This window comes from Isosphaeraceae bacterium EP7 (assembly GCA_038400315.1).
Taxonomy (GTDB): Bacteria; Planctomycetota; Planctomycetia; order Isosphaerales; family Isosphaeraceae; genus EP7.
This window is the reverse complement of record CP151667.1, coordinates 712141-728507: the sequence shown is the minus strand read 5'-3', so window position 1 is coordinate 728507 and position 16367 is coordinate 712141. Positions and strand designations below refer to the sequence as shown.

Below are 16367 nucleotides of genomic sequence, written 5' to 3'. Positions count from 1 at the left end.
GAGATTCTCGGAAACGCCCGGCCGGTCGGATCTTGTGACTCGTTGCTCGATAATCGCGGCATGATCCCGACCAAGGCGAACCGAAGTCGGACCTGCCACCTTGAGGGTATTATAAGTTGGTCTCAAACCGAGTCAACCAAGGCCACCCCCGACGGGCCGATGCAGACACCCTGACGGTTGAACCGGCAAGCTGGAGAGACTGGATCGACCCGAGGAAAATCGGATGGCTGTCCGTGCTGCTCCTCGCATTGCCGGTGGCTATCGGGCTCTCTCTCTCGGAGGCTAAGCCGGCCTGGCGGTTCGCCTTCTCGGCCCTGGCCATCATCCCGCTGGCGGGCTACATGGGGCGGGCGACCGAGCAACTGGCCCACCGGATGGGCTCGGGAATCGGCGGCCTGCTCAACGCGACCTTCGGCAACGCGGCCGAACTCATCCTGGCGCTGCTGGCGCTGCGGCGTGGGCTCGATGACGTGGTCAAGGCGTCGCTGACCGGGAGCATCATCGGCAACCTGCTGCTGGTGATGGGGGCGAGCTTCCTGGCTGGCGGCCTGAAGTATCCAATCCAGCGGTTCAACAGGACGGCGGCCAGCGCGGGCTCCGTGCTGATGGTGCTGGCCGCCATGGGCATGCTGGTGCCGGCAATCTTCCACTACCTGGTCGGGCCCGGTGCCGTCGGCCTGGAGCACAAGCTGAGCGTCTCGGTCTGCGGGCTCCTGATCCTGGCCTACGCGCTCAACCTGATCTTCAGCCTGGGCACCCACCGCGAGCACTTCAACGGCAAGCCCGAGCCGACTCCCGCCCAGTTGAAGCGGGCCGAGGAGCGGGGCGAGGCCGACGAACCTGCCTGGACGATCCGTACCTCGACCGTCGTCCTGCTGGTGGCCACCAGCTTCGTCGCCTGGATGAGCGAGATCCTGGTCGGAGCCGTCGAGGCCACCGGCCATGAGCTCGGGCTGACCGGCGTCTTCATGGGTGTCGTCGTCGTGGCGATCGTGGGCAACGCGGCCGAGCACTCGTCGGCCGTGCTGATGGCCATGAAGAACCACGCCGACCTCTCCGTCAACATCGCCATGGGCTCGGCGCTTCAGATCGCCCTGTTCGTGGCCCCCGTGCTGGTCTTCTCCAGCTACCTGCGGGCCGAGCCGATGGACCTGCTCTTCTCCACCCTGGAAGTCGCCGCGTTGATCCTCACCGTGGTCATCGCCCGGATGGTGGCCGAGGACGGCGAGTCCAACTGGCTGGAAGGGGCGATGCTCCTGATCATCTACGCCATCCTCGGCCTCGCGTTCTTCTTCCTCCCCGCGCCGCCCGGCTCGCACCACGGGGCGGCCCCGGCCGCCGTGCACGCCCCGGGCTGATCCGGGACCAGGGAAACGGGTCAGGCGACCGCGGAAATGGGCCTCTTCGAAGAGTTCCGTCGGGCCGTGGGACTCACTTTCTGAGCCGTGCAATCACTCACACCGACGTTTGAAGGAGTCGACCGATGCCCGAGAAAAAGGTGGCCCTGATCACGGGTGCGAACAAGGGGATCGGCTTCGAGATCGGTCGCCAACTCGGAAAACTCGGCTTCACCGTCGCCCTCGCCGCCCGCGACGAGGCCAAGGTCAACGCCGCCGCCGATCTGCTCCGGGGCGAGGGCCTGGACGTTCACGCGGTTCGGTTGGACGTCACCGACCCCTCCACCGCCGAAGCCGCCGCCCGATGGCTCGACGAGCGATTCGGTCGACTCGACGTGCTGGTCAATAACGCCGGGATCGGTCCCGAGTTCGCCACGGGCACCAGGCCGACCGGCCTTGACCTGTCGATGCTCAAGGAGACCTACGACACCAACGTCTTCGGCGCCTTCACCGTCATCCGAGCCTTGCTCCCGTTGCTCCGCAAATCGCCCTCGGCCCGGATCCTCAACCAGTCCTCGACGCTCGGCTCCCTGGCCACGCTGAGCGACCCCGCCTCGCCCTATTACGGCAACAACCTCCTCGCCTACAACTCGTCCAAATCCGCCCTCAACGGCCTGACCCTGGCCTTTTCCAAGGACCTCGCCGGCGATCACATCTCGGTCAACTCCATCTGCCCCGGCTGGGTCAAGACCGACATGGGCTCCGACGCCGCACCACGTTCGGTCGAGCAGGGTGCGGCCATCGCCGTGAAGCTGGCGACGATGGACGAGCCGCCGACCGGGAAGTTCCTCGATGATGCAGGGGAGATCCCCTGGTAGCGAGCGACGAGGGCGAGGGGATTCTCTACATGATCACATGATAGAAGCTTCCACGTTTCCCTGTCCTCGCGGGGCCCCCCGGAGCATGGAAGCAACGAAAACAATGCCGCCCGGCGCGCAACGCGGCCGTCATTCGCCCGAATTGTCAAAGATCAAGACATGTCCAGCGAATCCAACCGCCGTTCAGGCGGCCGGGGCATCGACAACGCGGAGTATTTCCGGGCGGCCCGGCCGAATCGCCACCATCGAGGGCCGTGAAAGGCGTCGATCGGGCCTGACGAGCGGCGTTGCGGCGGGCGCGATCCTCACATTCAGGCCCGCCATCGACCTGGCCAAACGGCGGAAAAGGCCATTCAGATGGCTTCGTTCCGCGAATCGCCCCGAGCAGGCCCCAGTGATCCGACCACCCCGAGGAGGCGGGGCGGATGGCTGGCGAGTGGCAGGCCGGGCGACCCCGGCGGGCTGGGCCTGGTCGGTCCCGGGTTGAGTCCGACCGGGGCCGGGCGAGGGTGTCTCGGGATCGGGGCGCGGCGAGGGATCATCGCTGTAAGGAACCGGATCCGGGGCACCCCAGACCGAGAAATCGGGGCGGGGCCGCTCGACATAGTCGTGGGTCATCACCGGAGCGGGCGCGGGCTTCTGGCGTCCCTTGCGTAGCATGTCCAGCGCCCAACGCTGACGCCTGAAACTGGCCGTCTCGTACCGCCGCAGCAGCACCAGCGTCGGGTCATCCACGGCGATCAATCCAAGCGAAGTCGCCTCGCGCAGGTCATCATCAATCGCGTCCAGCGACTCCTCCTGACGCATCGACAGACTCTCCAACTCAGACTCGACAAGCTCACGAAGATAGATCGCCGCATCGATCCCCTCGGGAGCATCGAGCGGGCTGTCCATCTCCCGAACCTCGGCCGAGACCCCCATCAGATCCAGGGCCAGCGATTTCTGCTCATCCGTCCAGAACCCCTTCTTCTCCAGCACTTTCCCCAACGCCCGCCAGCGAACCCCCAGCCATTCACAGCCCGCCGAGGTCGTCGACAACCGCGACGCCACCTCATCGGGACAACCCGCCAGAGTCTTCCCCAACTTCGCCGCCTCGGCCTTCCGCTCATCCCGCCAGCAAGCCCCGGCCCTGCGAGCCCGAACATCCCGCACCAGCCGCTCCTCGATCCGACACCGATCGATCCGCACCCCTTCAATCGCGATCGTCTCGACCAGCCCCATCTCGAACGCATTCATCGGCCGCAGCGACGAAACCAGTTGCTCGCCCAGCTCGCGAGCCGCCTGCGCCTCGTTCTCGGGAACGACCACCCCATTGCCGGCCAGCCCATGAATCAGGCTATTGCGGCGAGACTGGGCCTTCCCCTCCTCGGTCTTCGGCCCGGTGCTGCGCATGGCGTTGCGGCGATTGGCGTCGATGCGCCTCTGGCTGACTTCGAGCTTGCCCATGGTGCTGCGTCGCTTCCTGGGTGCGGAATCCGAGTTGTGCGAGAGTTTCGCCGACGTCGGCGAAGCGGGCCGGCCCGCGCGGCGTTGCGCGAGTTTTGGACCTTTTTAGAGAATATCCCCTAAGAGGGACGTTCTGCATCTGAAAAATGGACAAAATGGGAAATAATTCCATTATCCCGAAGCAAACAGTCCACGATCCGCCCGTTAGCGGGCTTGCTCAAAGCACTGTGAGTGCAGTCGTGTCGTAGACTAGGACAATGAATGAGATGGGCAAAAGGCCAGAATGAAGGTTTGTCGCTCAGGGACAGCTTCTCGATCGGATGGGGAATTCTGAAATGCAGAATGTCCCCTTTACGGCCTCTGGTCGTTAGCTCCTCCCCACGCGAAGTGCGGAATTGCCGAGCGGATGGGTTCTGCTGTCATAAAAATACAAGGTCTTATTCGGGAACGCTTTGAGAAGCCGCCGCTTTATTTCAATCACATCATAAGAGTCTTCAGGGAATATTGAGATCGCTATCTCAAAAGCAGCGGAAGCTAAATTGTTCCAGCCACGCATTTTATGGATGGAATCGACGATGTGTTTATCGAATTCTTGATTCAGTGCTTGTCCGAACACAACGAGGTTGATGCGGTTTTGGGAGAAGGTCCTATAAGCAAACGCTAGGTAGTCATTCGCAAGGATTGCTGCTCTTTTGTCCTTCCAGTGCCCTTCGCTGACAAACAAGGGGATCTGGTCGCTTTTGCGAATCAATTCCAGCAACGAGTCACCGTCCTCCTCGGTTACATGCTTTCTTGTATGACCGCCTTTTTCTTTATACAGGTGTAGCGCACCGTGCAAATAGAGAATTGTTGTCTTGTCATCCCAAAGCGAAGTGTTGCCGGGGTCGAAAATATTGTCATCGCCCCAAAAAAAATCTTTAAACGGAGAAGATTCTTCCATGTAACTCCAATAGGCTAGAAGATCATAATTTGTCGTAAAAATTGTCCTGTAATTTGATAGCTCTGCTTTGATGGCCCGTTTTGTTTTGGGCTTTATCAGTGCGTACGGAACATGAATTTCGCCAACGGCTGAGAATAAGGCCTGGCGAATGTTGTAATAGCTATTTGTTATTTCGACTGTCGGCATTCTGAAGATTTCGTTTATTCTCTTCGAAGTCATCAAGGAAGAAAGAACCAGCTCGAAGTTATGCGTGTCATCAAGCTCTCGAAAGACATCAATGTCGTCTTCGCTCAAGCAGAATGGGCGATTAGCGTCGCAAGCCTTATCGAACAATGAGGGATATTTGAAATCATCCCAAACTGCGCGACTTGCGCCATTCCCCAGTAGCAGAGCTGGTCTCTTGTCCTTAAAGCGATCAAGAACGTCGGCATAATTTTCTAAGCTGTCGTCGACGATAACTGCCATTCGCTGCTCTCCAAGAAAACTCCAGATTAAGCAATCGTACCACGCTGGGGCTACGCCTTTCCAGTTAGTCTGTGCCTAATTTCCAGTCCCCTACTTTGACGCTTGTCGGAAATTGCCATCCAACCAGGGTGGAAACCCTGTTCAGCGGCTGATTAGCCCGGATCGCTCTCCAGTCACCCAAACCTCTCCCCGGATGGAGGGCCGCATCGCGGGCCTGAGTGGTCGTGCCGAGCGAGGCTTAACCGGAGGGCGGAGGCCGGTAGTCAGCCGGTCCCCCGCTACCGCCGCTCTCGGAGGGTGGAGGTCGTGTTGATGCCGGCAAGAGAGATCTAAGCTATTTGCTCGGTAAGCGAGCCCACTCCCAAACATTGCCATAAATTTCATTGTTGGCTCGAAAGCCGACCCATCGACCAGTCATCGAATCGCCCTCGGGGTGTATGTATAACTGAAAAGATCCATAATAAGTGGGGCCACGCTTCGGATCACCCCAAACGCCCGTGACATAGCGACCGTGATCGATTGTGCCCTCGATCGAGTAATTCGTGGCGCGATCTCCATTAGGCGGCTTCGCTTGGAAGACTGCAGAAACTTTGCTTCCGATCTGACGCACTTCTACACGCGATTCATTTCGGTTCGCATAAGTGCCTCCTTCGTAATGCCAGCACTGTGTCCAAGACCCCGTCAATGAGTGGGATGACTCGTTCTGTCCAACCAGACTCCTGATGGCATTCCTAATCTGAGTGCAGGCCGGCCCAACTGCCGCTCTCAAGTTGCCCCCATGACTGTTGGGGGTGTAAGTCGCGGGAGTGATCCCCCACAAATCGCTCGGGATGTGGAAGTTTTTGAGGCCTTGAGGAACGAGGAAGAAGCTGCGATCCCTTCCAAGTACTCCGAAAAACAAACCACATTCGAAGAGAACGTTGTCCCTCGCTACCATGTGTCTCTTTTTACGTATGGTCGCAACGTCGTCGGCTGAAAAGACAAATAATCCAAAATCGAACTGCTTTGCTGAGATGAGCAGACTCTCTAGCGTGTTGTTGCTAGGCGCGAAAGTATCCTGGTTCCACAAGGTAACATCTAGGTCATATGCTAGTTCGGATTGAACAGCTCGAGCCAACTCAATTCCTTCGACCGACGAACCGACGAACATGGTGTGCTTCATAATTTTTCGCGGAAGTAAGGGCCGAAAGGGGACAGGAGGGCCGAAAGGGGACAGGAGGGCCGAAAGGGGACAGGAGGGCCGAAAGGGGACAGGAGGGCCGAAAGGGGACAGGAGGGCCGAAAGGGGACAGGAGGGGAAAAGGGGACAGGAGGGGAAAAGGGGAGAAGGGGACATTCTGCATTTCATATTCTGAATCGAACCATACCATTCTTTGCGGACGGGCACGCGGAAGATTGAGAGTGGCATCCAGACTGTTCTTACCGTGACCTGGATACGGCGACCGAAGGCGAGATGCAGGGGAGCGGAAATGGGACATTATGCATTCATATTTTGAACCGAACCATGCAATACTTCGGGGTGCGGACGCGGTGAGTCATGAGTCTGGGCAAAGTGGACATTCTACAATTTAGGGGGAGGCAAAGGGGACAGGGGGAGGCCAAAGGGGGCATTCTACTTTTTAGAATGCCCCCTTTGCAATATCCAGCGGGTGAGCGTTTCGTCCTCGATCAAACCGCGCCACGCGGCCGAACCGCTCCGAGCGCCTCACCGGCGGTGAATATCGCCACGCCCAACAGGACGACGTCCTTGAGGACGAACTGGCCCGGCATGGCGGAGAGAGCAGGGAATCCGCCCAGGCTTGGCTCCCACCCCGGCGTGGTGATCAGGAAGGTCAGCGTGCTCAGGAACATCCCGGAGGCGAGACCGCTTCCGATGGCCGAGCCGAGGGGCCATGCCGGTCGAAGGGCGATCAATAGCCCGACAATGATCTCCACGACGCCAAGGAACGCGGAGAATGCGCCGACGCTCATGACCTTGTAGGCCCATCCCATCAGCGGGCTATTCGCCACCAGCGGCTTGATCCCCTCGGCCTCGTAGGCGGTGAACTTCATCCCGCCTATCCAGAGCAGGACGATCACCAGACCGTAGCGTGAAACATTGAGCCCGATCAACTTCAAGCGGTCACTCATCACAATCCTCGCATCTCTGGTCTTCTGATTGAGGCGGCCCTATGCCGGAGATCCTAACCGGAGAGGCGGGCCGGTTCTGTCATCCAAATGACTGGCCGGGATTGATCCCCCGCCATGACCGGATGGCCCCGCACGGGCCGCTCAATCAGCCGGGTGGGCGGTGGCGATGCGGTCGAGGCCACCAAGATCGTCCACGCAGAAGTAACAGCGTGTGTATTCGAGCACACCCTCTCGCTTCATCCGGACCAGTTCGGCACTGACCACGGGGCGGGCGGCGCCGACGAGCTCGGAGAGATCCTGGTGGCTCAGGCGGATGTCGATCGTGTGGCCGTGCTTGCACCGCTGTCCCTCGAAGCAGATCAGGTCGCGGAGCGTGGCGGCGACGCGGGCCCGGATTGGGGTGGTGAGCTGCCAGAGCAGACGCCGTTCGAGGAATTGCGCGCGGGCCGTCGTTGATTCCAGCATGAGACTCGCCAGTTCGGAGTCGGCACGCGACGCGGTTTCGAGCTCACTCCGGTCCAGTGCGATGACCGTTGCGGGGCCGTGAGCGATGGCCTGCTCCGGTTGCACCACCGAGAACCCGCGGAACGCGACCGCCCCGAAAGGCCGATCGCCGAAGAGCCCGCCGTGTCCGAGGATCAGTCGAATGGCGCGGCCCCCGTCGAAACGCGGGTCGAGGACCTTCACGTAACCGCTCGTGACCGCCCAGCACTGACCATCCGGGACTGCCGAATAGACCAGCGTGCCGGGAGCCAGGGTTCTTCGGCGGGCCGATTTGACCCTCGAACAGGCATCCAGGAATCGCTCGGCCCATTCGGACTTCAGAAGCATCCTTCGCCCCACAATGGTCGATCTTCGGCGACTTGGAGGACTTAGAATAACCGCAATTGCTCCCCGGCACCCTGCCGACGATTCGTCACCGCCTTGGCATGGCCGTTCACGGGCTTAAGAGGGGCGGAAATGGGACATTCTCGAATGGCATTACGCTAAGGCACAAAGCATTGTCATTGCTTGATTGATTCCCGTGAATTCACGGAGTCGCCCGTGTCGAAGCGATCGACCTGCGGGAGTGTCTCGGCGGCCCCTGGCAGCACCACGCCCGTCTGGATTTTCAAGCGCGGGCTGCCGCGGGGTCATGAACGCTTCGAGGCACTGGGTGTCGGATCGTCCCCTGCGAGAACGCCATGCCTCAGCCCGGCCGCACGATGTCCGCGAGCGCCTTGAAGATCTCGACCCCCACATGCTCCGGCTGGGTCGAGTTCAGCGCCACGGCGATCACCGAGCGGCTCACAGGGTCGTAGAACGTAGCGGCCTGGAAGCCGAATCCGTCGCCGGAATGCCCCCACCAACCCTTCAGCTCGCCGATCCCCAGTCCGTAGCGATTGTATTCCGGCCCATTCGTCGCCGGGACGGCGAGCCCCTCGCGGAGCTGGAGAAGTCGGGGGCCGATGAGTCGGCCGGTGCCCAGGGCCTTTCCCCAACGCAGCAGGTCGGGCAGCGTCGCGACGATGGCGCCGGACGGGCCCAGCGACGAGAGATTTGCCTGAGGGAGGGCTTCCAGCTCGCCGGTCCCGGGGGTGACCTGGTAGGGCGTCGGGGCGGGGCGGCTCGCGGCGAAACTCCGCGGGTAGCTGGTGCCGGACAACTTCAGTGGTGACAGCAGCCAGCCCCGGAGGGCCTGGCCGAGGGGGCGCCCCGTCACCTTCTCGACGACCATGCCCAGGAGCACCGTGTTCGTATTGCTGTAGTCGTACTGCGAGCCAGGCTCGAACAGCGGCGATTCGGGCGTCGCCAGGCCCACGAGTTCTTCGTCAGTCCACTGGCGGCCGGGGTCGGCGACGAAGGCCTCGCCGAAGGCGGGGACCCTGGTGTAGTTCTCCACGCCGCTCCGCATCCCGGAGAGTTGGGCGAGGGTGATCCGGTCCCCGTTGGGGATGCCCGGCACGTACATCCCGATGGTGTCGGACAGCGACAGCCTCCGAGCCCGTGCCAACTCGAGGACAACCGTCACGGTGTAAGATTTCGTGACGCTGCGGATTTGGAAATTGTCCCTCAGCGTCATCGGCCGCCCGCTGGCGACATCGGCCGAGCCCCGGGCCGCCAACCAGGGGCGCATGCCCGGCGTCAGCACTCCCGCGACGGCTCCTGGCACCTGGAATTCGTCCATCACGCGCTGCAAGGCTTGGCCGAGGGCAGCGGCCCTCGCCTGTTGCATCAATCGAGCGGAATGGCCGGCGTTAGGAGTGGATGCCGCTTGAGCTTGCTGGGAGACTCGAAGAGCGGATGTCGCCAGCAACTGGCGGGGCTCGAGCGAATCGCACGAGGGTGAGAATGTACGGGGCGTTCGCGGCGAGCCAAGCCCTGAGCGTTCGGTCAACTGACTCACGGGATGATTCCCTCAAGACCAAACGGTGGTTTGCGTCTGCCATTATGGCTCACGATCGAAGCCGACCGGCCGATCGGCTTGGCGACGTTTCCGATGGCAAGGGTTATAAGGGGGGTCCCGCCTGTCCAATACGAATGAGAATGAATTGTTGGAGGTCGCTGGCTGATGGAACCGCCGTTGCAGCCGCTTCGAATCCCCGCCGGCTGGGCCGTGCTTTCTCACGACCTCAGGGAGATCGACCCCTCGCCGGAGGCGTTCGCCGGCTCCTGGCTCCGCGAGGACTTGCTTCATCTCAGAAACGGCAGGACAGACGTCTTCGTCGATGTCGGATGGTATCCGGAGGGCGACCCCGACGGGGAATACAGCGTCGTCGTGCATCGCGGTGACTTCCGGAGCGAGCGATTGCACGAGTATCGCACGCCAAACCATCTCCCGATGGTTGCGGAGGTCGAACGGTTGCTGCTCTCGTTCGGCTGACCCGATTAACCTTGCGCCGAAGCGGACCCGGCCATGATGATGAGGCCCGCTCAGATCAGCTCGCGGATCGGCTCGCCTTCCGGCAGGATCGGGAATGGCCTGCCCGAGAGGTCCCGGAATACGTCCCCGTGATCGATCCCCAGATGGCGGTAGATCGTCGCCAGCAGGTCCTTCGGCGTGAGCGGGCGGTCGACCGGGTGTTCACCGCACCGGTTCGTCGCCCCGATGACCTGCCCCATCCGCAACCCACCACCGCTGAGCAACGCCGATTGGGCGGAGGGCCAGTGGTCCCGCCCGATCAGCCCATCGGCATGCGACAGCCGGGGAGTGCGCCCGAACTCCCCGGCCGCGACGATCAGTACCTTACGGTCAAGCCCCCGAGCGTAGACGTCCTCGATCAGCGTGGAGAGGGCCTGGTCCATGTAGGGTGCCCGGTGCTTCATCGCCTCGCCCAAGTCCCAGCGGGTCTGCACGTTGATGTGGTCGTCCCAGCTGAAATATCGCTCGGAGAGCGAGGGAGCCAGGGCGTCGATCGTGATCACCGAGGACCCGGCCTCGGCGAGCCTCCGGGCCAGGAGGCAGCTCTGGCCCCAGAGGTGGCGGCCATAACGGTCCCTCAGCCGGGGGTCCTCGCGGGACAGGTCGAAGGCCCTGGCGACCTTGGGGCTGGTGAGCATCTGGAAGGCTGAGTCCCGGAACGGATCGACGCTCCCCGAGCCTCGACCGTCCAGCCCCCTGCGGAACCCGTCGAACTGATTCATCAGGCCACGGCGGTCATCCAGCCGCCGACCGTCGAGCCCGCCGACGAGCCTCAAGGCGGGCGGGCGAGGGTCGGGGGCCGAGGGGTCGCCGGTGGCGAAGGCCGAATGGGCCACACCCAGATAGGCCGGGCGGGTCATGAACGGCTGCTGGGGAATGCCGACATAGCGGGGCATGCCGTCGGGCCGGCTCCCCCGCACCCGGCTGGCGATCATGCCGAAGTCCGGGTGCTCCGAGAGGGCGGTGGAGGTGGGATCGGGGCGTACCGGGGTCTTGCCGGTCAGCACCTCGATCGAGCCGTCATTGTGGGCCGACATCTCGTGGTGCAGGGAGCGGACCAGGGCGATCTTGTCGGCGAGCCGGGCCTGGAGCGGGAAGAGTTCGCAGAGGTCCATGCCGGGCACGGTGGTGGAGATGGGTCGGAAAGGACCCATGATCTCGGAGGGGGCGTCGGGCTTGGGGTCGTAGGTCTCGAACTGGCTGGGTCCGCCCCACATCCAGAAGAGGATGACCGAGGTATCGGGGTCGGGTCGCGATGCGGCGGCCCGTGCGGCGAGCAAGTCGGCCAGGCCGAGGCCGCCGAGGGCGAGGGAGCCGAGGCGGAGGAACTCCCGGCGTGGGATCTGGCCGTTGCAAGACGCGGTGGGCATGGTGCGGTTCCTCGGGCGGGCTGAGCGAAAAGCCTCGCAACTCGGGGAAAAGGGGGGGAAAGGGGACATTCTCGGAAGGTTGAGAGTGGCGACCAGGCCGTTCTTACCGTGACCTGGATACGGCGACCGAATGCGAGATGCAGACCGGAGCCCCCGCGGGCCGCTTTGTGGACCCGCGGGTGAGGTTGGCTCAGCGGCCGGTTCGCTGGGTGACGTTGTGCTCTTCCTCGGCCAGGTAGAGGATTCGGCCGCAGGTGAGGCAGAAGGTCATGGTTCGGCCGTTCATCAGCTCGTTGATGCCTTGCGGGGTCACGGCGACGTAGCAGCCGGCGCAGGCCCCGTTCTCGACGGCGGCCATGGCGTCGTCGCCGCGCTGCTTGACGGTGCGGCGATAGCGGTCGCGCTCTTCCTCGCTGATGATGTTCTCGGCCTCGATGATCCCGGTTTCCAGCTCCTTGAGCTGGAGCTGCTGCTGGCCGGCTTGCGCCTCGATCTGCGCCTTGAGGGCCTCGACACCGGCGGCGAAGGTCTTGAACTCGGCCTCCAGGGTGGCCAGCCCGGCGTTCTTCTCGTCGATGCGCATCATGGCCTCGAGGACTTCGCCCTCGGTCTTGTTCATGTGGCTCTGGTCGAGGGCGATCTGGTTCTGGATCGCCTTGTATTCCTCGTTCTTCTTGACCGAGTTGAGCTTGACCTTGAGGTCGTCGATCTTCGACTGGTGGGTCTGAAGCATATGCTCATGCTTCTTCTGCTGGACCTTGTCGTCCTGGAGCGCCTTGCGGGCGGCCTCCAGCGCGGCCTTGCGGCCTTCCAGGGCGGCGAGGCGAGCGGCCAGGGTCTTGGGCGCCGAGGTCATGCGGTCGCGCAGGGCCCTGGCCCGCTGGTGGAGTTGGTGCAGCTCGCGGAGGTTGTCGGCGGACACGGGCATCGCTGGCTCACTCCTTGGTTCGGTCCCTGCGGATCACGGCTCTCGGGGGACGCCGTCGTCCGTCTATGCGTGCCGAGCGGTCGAGTGGTCGTGGGCCCGGTTTCGATGCCGGGCGGCGGCGGATTCTACGGCGAGGAAAACGGGGGCGGGCACCGCACTTCGCTTCGCCCCGGAGCCGGTCCCCGATTTCCCTTCTGTTCGAAGCGAGACAGTTCCAGCTTCGCCGCGGCCGGCGCGCCTGCCAACAAAAAACCGCCGGCCGCCCGTGAGGGGCGACCGGCGGTATGTGGGCCGGAGATCAACCGGTACTCTCGAGGAAGCCCTCGAGTTGCCTGCTCCGCACCGGGTGCTGGAGCTTGCGGACGGCTTTGGCCTCGATCTGGCGGACTCGTTCGCGGGTCACCTTGAAGATCCGGCCCACCTCCTCGAGGGTGTAGGTGTAGCCGTCTCCCAGGCCGTAGCGGAGCTTGATGATCTCTCGCTCGCGGTAGGTCAGGGTCTTCAGGACCTGGTCGATCTTGTCCTTGAGCATCTCCTGCGTGGCGGCGTTGATCGGGCTCTCGGCCGCCTCGTCCTCGATGAAGTCGCCGAAGTAGCTGTCCTCGCTCTCGCCGACCGGGCGGTCCAGCGAGATCGGGTGCCGGCTGATCTTCATCACCCGGCGCGTCTCCTCAACGGAGATGTTCGCCGCCTTGGCCGTCTCCTCGATGGTGGGCTCGCGGCCCTTCTCCTGGAGCAGCTTCTTGGAGACGTTGCGCAGCTTGGACATCGTCTCGATCATGTGGACCGGGATGCGGATCGTCCGGGCCTGGTCGGCGATGGCCCGGGTGATCGCCTGGCGGATCCACCACGTCGCGTAGGTGCTGAACTTGTAGCCGCGGCGATACTCGTACTTGTCCACCGCCCGCATCAGGCCGGTGTTCCCCTCCTGGATCAGGTCCAGGAAGGAGAGGCCGCGGTTGCGGTACTTCTTGGCGATGGAGACGACCAGCCGCAGGTTACCGCCGGAGAGCTCGCGCTTGGCCTGCTCGTACTGGCGGTACCGGACGTTCATGACCGTGACCCGCTGGCGAAGGCTCGCCGGGGTCTCCAGGGTCATGTTCATCAGGTCGCGCAGCTCCTTCTGGAGGTTGGCGCGGTCGTCCTTGCTGACCCGGTCGGCGTGGCGGTCGTTCAGCTGGGCGAGGATCTCCTGCATCCGCTCGCTGGCGCTTTCCAGGCGCTTCATCAGCGGCTGGACCTTCTGCGTGCGGATGGAGAGCTCTTCGACCAGGGTGACGGCCTTGTGGCGGCGGACCTTCAGGGTGCGGCGGAGGACCCGGCGGGCGTTGGGGTCGTGCTTGGCGCGGATGAAGGTCTTGAAGTCGACCCGGTTGAGGTCCATCAGGTGCCGGAGCGTCTTGAGGTTGTGCGGCATCCGGCCGAGGATCTGGTCTTTCTCCAGGTTCTCGGTGACGCTCACCTTGACGGTCCGGTCGAACGGCAGCTCGCCGCTGTCGACCTTCTTGAGCACGTCATAGACGATGCCCAGGGCCCAATCGCACTCGAGGACCTTGCGGCGGAACCGCTTGCGGGTGACCTCGATCTGCTTGGCCAGGCTGATTTCCTGGTCTCGCGTCAGCAGCGGGATCTCGCCCATCTGGGTGAGATACATGCGGACGGGGTCGTCGATCCGGCGCGAGATCTCGTCGAGGTCCTCGGGGGAGAGCTCGCCGTCGTCGTCGTCGGCCGGTTCGTCAACGGCCTCATCCTCGTCGTCATCGTCGTCGGCGGTGCCGGCGGCGACGGAGCGGGCCTCGGCCTCTTCCTCGGTCAGAAGGTCGATGCTCAACTCTTCGAGGGTCTCGAGCAGGCTCTGCATCTTCTCGGGGCTGGAAGCCTCATCGGGCAGGGCGTCATTGACCTGGTCGAAGGTCAGGAACCCGCGCCGCTTGCCCAATTCGAGGAGCGTCTTGAGTCCATCGTCCATCTTTTCCATCCGGAAATCTCCCTCGGTATCGACGACGGGTCAGGACGCGTGCTTCGCCTTGGTGCCCGGCCGCTGTTGGATGAGTCGTTGGCGCTCGAGGATCAAAGCCCGATAGGTCTCGGGGTCGGCGTTGGGGTCGGTCTCTTTCAGGGCATGATCGAGGTCTCTGATGTATTTCTGCCGGTCCCGCTCGGCCAGCGTCACGAAGAGTGCGACGAGTCGCTCGTGGAGGGGCGGGGGGGGCGGCGTCCCCTTCGATAGGGGCTGGCCCCGGAGCGCCGAGGTCATGTCAACGACCAGGGCACGCAGCTCGGGGGCGTCCAGCCGGAGCATCGCCCGCTCGGCGGTCGCCGGCTGGCCTTCGGCATGGAGGTCGTAACAGGCCTGGAGCACCCGCCGCAGCGCGGGATCGCGGAGCGAATTCACGGCAACCCGAGTGACCAGGATCGGCACGGCGCCCGGCTCATCCAGAGCGATCTGCACAACTTCGCGGTCGACTCGGTCGAGTTCGTCCAGCCGGATGGGTGGCGCCGGCGCCGCGGGCTCGTCGCGGGGCTCGCCGTGCATTGCGGGGGGGACGTCGTGGGGGCGGTCGCGGGAGATCTCGGCGGCCGGCCGGCGCGGGGCGGCCTGGATCCGGGACCAGCTGCGCTTGAGTTCATCGACCGAGACGCCGGTGCGGCGGGACAGGACGTCGAGCGCCTTGGCCACCTTCACGTTCATGCCGCCCATGCGGTCGGGCGGGATGCAGCCGCAGATCGACAGGACCCACTCGGCCGCCTTGCGGGCCCCTTCGGCGGAGTCCAGGTCGAACTTGCCGCCGGCGCGGCCGATGGCGAACTCCAGCGGGTCCACGGCGCGGGCGATCAGGGCGTTGAATGCGTCGGCGCCGTGCTCCAGCAGGAAGTCGCAGGGGTCGAGCTTGTCGGGCAGGCTCAGGACGCGGGCGTCCAGCTCGTGGCGGAGGAACAGCTCGAGGGTGCGGTCGGCGGCACGCTGGCCCGCCTCGTCGCCGTCGAAGACCAGCACGACGCGGTCGGCCAGGCGGCGCAGCTCGGCAACGTGGTCATCGCCCAGGGCGGTGCCCAGGGTTCCGACGACGTTCGAGAGTCCAACCTGGTGTGCAGCAATCACGTCGGTATAACCTTCGACAACGGCGACGAACCCGTCGCGCCGGGCGGCCGGACGGGCCTGATCGGCCGCGTACAGTACCCTACGTTTCTGGAACAGGCTCGTCTCGGGTGAGTTCAAGTACTTAGCGACATTCTTGCCCGCGGCGGCTAACTTGGCTTCGGGACCCGGCAGGATTCGGCCGCCGAAGCCCAGCGCACGCCCTTTCGGGTCTCGGATCGGGAAGATCAGTCGTCCTCGAAATCGCTCGCGCCAGCCGTGGGGTGGGTCGACTCGCTGGGCGATGAGCCCGGCCTTCTCGAGCAGATCGGGCCCGTAGCCCGCGCGGCCGGCCTTCGAGACCAGCCAGCCGTTCTCCTCGGGGGCATACCCCAGGCCGAACTGCGTGACGCTCTGAGGGGTCAGGCCGCGACGGACGATGTAGTCTCGTGCCTCCTGGGATCGCGAAAGCGCCTCGATGAATGCCGTCTCCGCCCAGGCCAGCACCGCGAAGAGGTCCGACTTGGTCGGCCCGCCCTCGTCGGCCCTCGTGGGCTTGTCCAGCGGGATCCCCGCCTTGTCGGCGAGCATCCTCAGGGCCTCGGAGAATTCGACCCGCTCGAACTCCTTGACGAAATCGAAGACGTCCCCCCCCGCGCCGCAGCTCCAGCACTTATAAGATTGCCGATCGGGATTGATCTCGAGCGACGGCTTGTGGTCGTCGTGAAACGGGCACAAGGCCTTATATCTGGAGCCCGCTCGATGAAGCGGGAGGTACTCCCCCACCAGGGAGACGATGTCGACTGCGTTTTTGATCGCGGCGAGCGTCGATTCGGCGTGTCGGGGCACCGGCTTCTCCTGAACGACGTCTCAGGTGAAGCCCAGGTCCACA

General features: G+C 63.6%; 13 protein-coding genes. 3 read left to right on the top strand and 10 right to left on the bottom strand.

Annotated elements, in window-relative coordinates:
* Positions 1-233: 233 nt before the first annotated feature.
* Together cax and EP7_RS02900 are read left to right on the top strand one after the other, a co-directional pair.
* Complete coding sequence (gene cax, locus EP7_RS02905) at positions 234-1358, top strand: calcium/proton exchanger (protein ID WP_463526079.1); 1125 nt, start codon at positions 234-236, stop codon at positions 1356-1358.
* 125 nt (positions 1359-1483) lie between these two features.
* Positions 1484-2215 (top strand): SDR family oxidoreductase, encoded by a 732-nt coding sequence (locus tag EP7_RS02900; RefSeq protein WP_463526078.1) that lies wholly within the window; start codon positions 1484-1486, stop codon positions 2213-2215.
* Positions 2216-2398: 183 nt separating this feature from the next.
* Here the strand turns inward: EP7_RS02900 and EP7_RS02895 are convergent, their stop codons facing one another.
* The 6 genes from EP7_RS02895 to EP7_RS02870 all read right to left on the bottom strand — a co-directional run bounded on the left by EP7_RS02895 (position 2399) and on the right by EP7_RS02870 (position 9411).
* Positions 2399-3661 carry a hypothetical protein gene (locus tag EP7_RS02895; protein ID WP_463526077.1) on the bottom strand — a complete coding sequence of 421 codons (1263 nt, stop codon included), beginning with the start codon at positions 3659-3661 and terminating at the stop codon, positions 2399-2401.
* A gap of 367 nt (positions 3662-4028) precedes the next feature.
* Complete coding sequence (locus tag EP7_RS02890) at positions 4029-5066, bottom strand: DUF4917 family protein (protein ID WP_463526076.1); 1038 nt, start codon at positions 5064-5066, stop codon at positions 4029-4031.
* A 334-nt stretch (positions 5067-5400) separates the two neighbouring features.
* A complete protein-coding gene (locus EP7_RS02885) occupies positions 5401-6216 on the bottom strand; it encodes a nucleotide-binding protein (RefSeq protein ID WP_463526075.1) in 816 nt (271 codons plus the stop codon).
* 518 nt (positions 6217-6734) lie between these two features.
* The gene (locus tag EP7_RS02880; protein ID WP_463526074.1) at positions 6735-7196 is read right to left on the bottom strand and encodes a YkgB family protein; all 462 of its coding nucleotides are present in this window, start codon (positions 7194-7196) and stop codon (positions 6735-6737) included.
* Between the two features lie 141 nt (positions 7197-7337).
* Positions 7338-8027, bottom strand: a complete 690-nt coding sequence (locus tag EP7_RS02875) for a Crp/Fnr family transcriptional regulator (protein ID WP_463526073.1) — start codon at positions 8025-8027, stop codon at positions 7338-7340.
* Positions 8028-8385: 358 nt separating this feature from the next.
* Positions 8386-9411, bottom strand: a complete 1026-nt coding sequence (locus EP7_RS02870; RefSeq protein WP_463526072.1) for a serine hydrolase domain-containing protein — start codon at positions 9409-9411, stop codon at positions 8386-8388.
* 336 nt (positions 9412-9747) lie between these two features.
* Here EP7_RS02870 and EP7_RS02865 point away from each other — a divergent pair, with 336 nt between their 5' ends.
* Positions 9748-10059, top strand: a complete 312-nt coding sequence (locus EP7_RS02865; RefSeq protein WP_463526071.1) for a hypothetical protein — start codon at positions 9748-9750, stop codon at positions 10057-10059.
* A 50-nt stretch (positions 10060-10109) separates the two neighbouring features.
* On the opposite strand, the gene EP7_RS02860 is transcribed toward EP7_RS02865, so the two are convergent.
* The 4 genes from EP7_RS02860 to dnaG form a co-directional block, all read right to left on the bottom strand.
* Positions 10110-11468 carry a DUF1501 domain-containing protein gene (locus EP7_RS02860; RefSeq protein WP_463526070.1) on the bottom strand — a complete coding sequence of 453 codons (1359 nt, stop codon included), beginning with the start codon at positions 11466-11468 and terminating at the stop codon, positions 10110-10112.
* 190 nt (positions 11469-11658) lie between these two features.
* Positions 11659-12396 carry a zinc ribbon domain-containing protein gene (locus EP7_RS02855; RefSeq protein WP_463526069.1) on the bottom strand — a complete coding sequence of 246 codons (738 nt, stop codon included), beginning with the start codon at positions 12394-12396 and terminating at the stop codon, positions 11659-11661.
* Positions 12397-12694: 298 nt separating this feature from the next.
* Entirely contained in the window at positions 12695-14374 is a 1680-nt protein-coding gene (rpoD, locus tag EP7_RS02850; RefSeq protein WP_463526068.1) for an RNA polymerase sigma factor RpoD, read from the bottom strand.
* Positions 14375-14404: 30 nt separating this feature from the next.
* Positions 14405-16324: a DNA primase gene (gene dnaG / locus EP7_RS02845; RefSeq protein ID WP_463526067.1), complete on the bottom strand. Its 1920-nt coding sequence runs from the start codon at positions 16322-16324 to the stop codon at positions 14405-14407.
* Positions 16325-16367 lie beyond the last annotated feature (43 nt).

What these genes read in the sequence shown, in the direction of transcription:
- EP7_RS02880 (WP_463526074.1), bottom strand. Translation starts at nt 7,196, where the DNA reads ATGAGTGACCGCTTGAAGTTGATCGGGCTCAATGTTTCACGCTACGGT.
- rpoD (WP_463526068.1), bottom strand. Translation starts at nt 14,374, where the DNA reads ATGGAAAAGATGGACGATGGACTCAAGACGCTCCTCGAATTGGGCAAG.
- EP7_RS02895 (WP_463526077.1), bottom strand. Translation starts at nt 3,661, where the DNA reads ATGGGCAAGCTCGAAGTCAGCCAGAGGCGCATCGACGCCAATCGCCGC.
- EP7_RS02855 (WP_463526069.1), bottom strand. Translation starts at nt 12,396, where the DNA reads ATGCCCGTGTCCGCCGACAACCTCCGCGAGCTGCACCAACTCCACCAG.
- EP7_RS02860 (WP_463526070.1), bottom strand. Translation starts at nt 11,468, where the DNA reads ATGCCCACCGCGTCTTGCAACGGCCAGATCCCACGCCGGGAGTTCCTC.
- EP7_RS02875 (WP_463526073.1), bottom strand. Translation starts at nt 8,027, where the DNA reads ATGCTTCTGAAGTCCGAATGGGCCGAGCGATTCCTGGATGCCTGTTCG.
- EP7_RS02890 (WP_463526076.1), bottom strand. Translation starts at nt 5,066, where the DNA reads ATGGCAGTTATCGTCGACGACAGCTTAGAAAATTATGCCGACGTTCTT.
- EP7_RS02900 (WP_463526078.1), top strand. Translation starts at nt 1,484, where the DNA reads ATGCCCGAGAAAAAGGTGGCCCTGATCACGGGTGCGAACAAGGGGATC.
- EP7_RS02870 (WP_463526072.1), bottom strand. Translation starts at nt 9,411, where the DNA reads ATGCAACAGGCGAGGGCCGCTGCCCTCGGCCAAGCCTTGCAGCGCGTG.
- EP7_RS02885 (WP_463526075.1), bottom strand. Translation starts at nt 6,216, where the DNA reads ATGTTCGTCGGTTCGTCGGTCGAAGGAATTGAGTTGGCTCGAGCTGTT.
- EP7_RS02865 (WP_463526071.1), top strand. Translation starts at nt 9,748, where the DNA reads ATGGAACCGCCGTTGCAGCCGCTTCGAATCCCCGCCGGCTGGGCCGTG.